Below are 3,833 nucleotides of genomic sequence, written 5' to 3'. Positions count from 1 at the left end.
ACTTATCATCAGGTGGCCATAATGCGGAGGTGCGTGGGACAGTCGCTTGATAGCCACTCATTTTTGCCGTTATGCGACGGCTTTGCTCCGCATTATTTTCGGACGAACCTCTGCGGTTGTTTGACCAGCGGAGGAGCCAGCGATGACAAAAACCGATCGCGAAGTAATCACCGAACTCGAAGCCGTACTGACCAGCCAAGAATACAACCCGGTTGTGGTCAGGAATTACTGTGCCTATGCGCGCGGCTTCCTTGACCATCTTGCACAGCAGAACATCCCGATCGCGGATGTAACCGAAGCCCAGGTGGAGCAACACCTGTGCGATGCGGTCGCGCTGTTCCAGCGCCGTCATGGCCGCCTTCCCGGTCCGCGCTGGCACCAGATCCCGTGCGCGGGCATTCACGCGCTGCTGCGGCTTGTGCAGGGTCGGTGGCCACCAACACCAAAAGCGTCATGTGCGGCCGACGCGTTGCGATTTGCGATCTGCGACGAGTACGAGGCCTGGCTTCTCGATGAGCGGGGCCTTGCCCGGCCCAGCATTGACACGCTCTTGTGGGAGGCCCGACACTTCCTGGCCTGGCAACTCGAACGATGTGGTGCCGAAGGCCCGATGGATCTGAGTGTAGAAGACATCGATCGTTATATGGACCTGCGCGCATTGAAGCTGACGCGCAGCTCGCTGAAATCTGTTGCGGAGCGGCTTCGCTCGCTGCTGCGTCATCTCCATAGGGCAGGCCACATTGCGACCGACCTGTCGCCGCACATCATCGCGCCGTTGCTCTACGCCTATGAAGGGGTGCCCTCGATCCTGGAACGGGGCGAGATCGCCGCGGTTCTGGAAAGCGCCAGGGCGGACAAGACACCGGCGGGACTGCGGGACCATGCGATCTTGCAACTGCTTGCAACCTATGGGCTGAGGTCTGGAGAAGTCCGTAATCTTCGGATCGAGGACATCGACTGGCGGGGCGAATCCATCCGTATCCGTCACAGTAAGACGGGAGCCTGCTCGTTTCTGCCTCTGATGGCGCCTGCCGGCGAGGCCGTTCTCGCTTATCTGCGTTCCGGACGGCCAGTGACCGAAGCCAGGGAAATCTTCATGCGCACCCGCGCACCCTATCGCAAGCTCGAGAAGCTATACAGTCTGGTTCGAAGACGGCTCCGCCATGCCGGCATCAAGCCGCCAGGCAAATGCGGGCCACACATCTTCCGTCACGCGCGTGCGGTCGAGATGTTGCGCGCATCAGTTCCGCAAAAAATTATTGGCGACCTTTTGGGGCATCGCTCAACCGCGTCGACGGCCGTCTACCTGAAGCTTGCCACCGAGGATCTCAGGGCCATTGCGCTTGATGTGCCGGGTGCGGAGTTGCTGACATGACCGCTCGCTGGCCCGATCCCGATCGCACAATCATTGACCACTATCTCGCGAGCCTTCGTTTACGTAGCTTGAAAAGCCGAGCCTGCTACCGCCAAGTCTTGCATGGTTTCCAGGACGTTGCCGAGCGTCACGGCGTACTCGATCAGGACATGCTGATCGCATGGCTGCGGGTAATGACTGAATGCTGGGCAGCGACGACGCTGCTGCACCGCACCCGCATCGTTGACCGGTTCCTCGATCACCTTCTGAGAACCAAGGCGATCGACCGCAATCCCGTCACCACCTTGCGAGAAGCATGCAACATCAAGCAGTGCATGCCGGTCTGGCGCGCGCTGGCGTCGCGCAATCCGGAAAAGGCCCTTGCCGAGTTGCGCCGGCCCCGGCCATTCGGCAGCGTGCTGGGAGAGGTTTTGGCTGAGCACGTCGCGCTGATGCGGAACCGGGGTTACAAATACACCTCGCAGTCAGCGCGGCTGTTGAGATTCGACCAGTTCATGCAGCTGAACCCGGCACTCCAGGAACAGCCGATCGGGGTGATGCTCGATCACTGGGCGGCGGCGAAATCCACGCACAATCACGCCGCCGAATGTGAAAACCTCAGGCGCGTCCTCACGAAAATCTTCCGTCACCGGGATCCATCGATCCCATCGCGCCGGCCGGACCCGCGACCGCAGAAGGAAGTCGTCATGCAATGGCGCAAGCCCCACATCTACTCGCCCGCCGATGTACGGCGGATGCTCGACGTCGCTCGTTCCTACCCCTCACCACGGTCACCGCTTCGCCCGCTGACGGTCTACACCATGCTGGTGTTGGCCTATTGTGCAGGCTTGCGGCGGGGCGAGCTTGCCCGTCTCGATCTTGCCGACGTCGATCTCCAAAGCGGTACGATCACGGTTCGCCAAACGAAGTTCTTCAAAACCAGGATCCTGCCGCTGCCCGACAGCGTGATGGCCGAGCTTCGAGCCTATATCAAAGCCCGGCGCAGTGCCGGCGCATCGCAGGATCCATGTTCCGGTCTGTTCTGGCACGAGCGGGGCCGCACCCGCCGCTACACTCCGGAAATGATCACATGGCTGCTCACTAACGTCATACGGCGCGCCGGGCTGAAGCCACTGCAAGGGCGAACCGGGCCACGCGTTCATGATCTGCGCCACTCGATGGTCGTGAACCGTATCCTGGACTGGTACAAAGCAGGCATCAATCCGCAGGACCGACTGCCGTTCCTCGCGACATACCTCGGGCATCGGGATATCAACTCCACCCTCGTCTACATCACCGTCACGCAGGATTTGCTGCATCACGCCAACGAACGGTTCAGGGCCGTGGGCGCACCATGCCTCAACCTTGAGCGGGAGGGCGGATCATGAACAAGGCCAACCCATTCCCGAACCTGATGCGCATGTTCTTCTATGAATGGCTTGTTGAGCAGCGTAATGCCTCCATCCATACGGTCCGATCCTACCGCGACACCTGGCGACTGTTCCTGCGGTTCGCCGCGCAGCGCGCAAAAAAGAAAGTTGCGAGGATCACGCTGGCCGATCTGACGGCCGGCGAAGTTGCTGCGTTTCTGAGGTACACTGAACACGGGCGCGGCGGCACGATCGGCACGCGCAACTGCCGGCTTGCTGCGATCCGCAGCTTCTTCAACTTCGTAGCGACCAGAGAACCGGCATCGATCGCTCAATGCGTGGATGTCCTCAACATCCCGGTCAAGCGGGCGCCGGTATCGGAACCCTGTTATCTGGAACCGGCGGAAGTGGCGGCAATCCTTGCCCAGCCAGACCACTCGTCCCTCGAAGGCATGCGCGATCACGCGCTGCTCTCGTTCCTTTACAACAGTGGGGCACGAATACAGGAAGCTCTCGATCTGTGCCCCGATATGATCCGGTTCGATAGCCCAAGTTGCGTGCGGCTGACAGGCAAGGGCCGCAAGGAACGCATCTGCCCACTCTGGCCGGAAACCGTGCTGCTGTTGAAAAAGCTGTTGGAGCGAAAACCGCGAGCGCCGGACCAGCGGCTGTTCGTGAACCGCTACGGCGAGCCGCTGAGCGCCTCGGGCGTCCGGTTCAAGCTTGCGGGCTATGTGAAAGAGGCAGCCGAAACCGTGTCATCGTTGCAAACCAAACATGTGACGCCACACAGCTTCCGCCATGCCACCGCCGTGCATCTTGTCTCGGCCGGTGTCGACGTCACGGTCATTCGCAGCTGGCTTGGCCACGTGAGCCTCGACACCACCAACCACTATGCGAAGGCGAACCTGGAAACGAAGCGACAGGCACTGGAACAGGTCAGTCTTCCGGCAACGGCGGTTCAACCGCCGTCATGGAAACGGGATACGAGCCTGCTCGCCTGGCTCGATACGCTCTGAAATAATGCGGAGGAACATGGGGCAAAAACGCTGACAAACAGCAGGTTTGCACAGAGTCCTCCGCATTATGGCCACCTGATGATAAGTCAA

General features: G+C 60.6%; 3 protein-coding genes. All 3 read left to right on the top strand.

What is annotated here, in order from left to right; all coding sequences use genetic code 11:
- Positions 1 to 142: 142 nt before the first annotated feature.
- From B8991_RS20800 to B8991_RS20790, 3 genes are read left to right on the top strand one after another with little or no spacing between them, the layout of a single operon-like run.
- Entirely contained in the window at positions 143 to 1,375 is a 1,233-nt protein-coding gene (locus B8991_RS20800) for a site-specific integrase (RefSeq protein ID WP_084355191.1), read from the top strand.
- Positions 1,372 to 2,742 carry a tyrosine-type recombinase/integrase gene (locus B8991_RS20795; protein ID WP_084355190.1) on the top strand — a complete coding sequence of 457 codons (1,371 nt, stop codon included), beginning with the start codon at positions 1,372 to 1,374 and terminating at the stop codon, positions 2,740 to 2,742. Before B8991_RS20800 ends, B8991_RS20795 begins: the two co-directional genes overlap by 4 nt.
- Positions 2,739 to 3,743 carry a tyrosine-type recombinase/integrase gene (locus B8991_RS20790; RefSeq protein WP_084355189.1) on the top strand — a complete coding sequence of 335 codons (1,005 nt, stop codon included), beginning with the start codon at positions 2,739 to 2,741 and terminating at the stop codon, positions 3,741 to 3,743. The genes B8991_RS20795 and B8991_RS20790 overlap by 4 nt, the downstream gene beginning before the upstream one ends.
- Positions 3,744 to 3,833: the final 90 nt, after the last annotated feature.

It is taken from the genome of Primorskyibacter flagellatus, from assembly GCF_900176485.1.
In the GTDB taxonomy this organism is placed as follows: domain Bacteria; phylum Pseudomonadota; class Alphaproteobacteria; order Rhodobacterales; family Rhodobacteraceae; genus Primorskyibacter; species Primorskyibacter flagellatus.
Note: the sequence above shows the minus strand (reverse complement) of the source record. Positions and strands in the feature narration are given on the sequence as shown.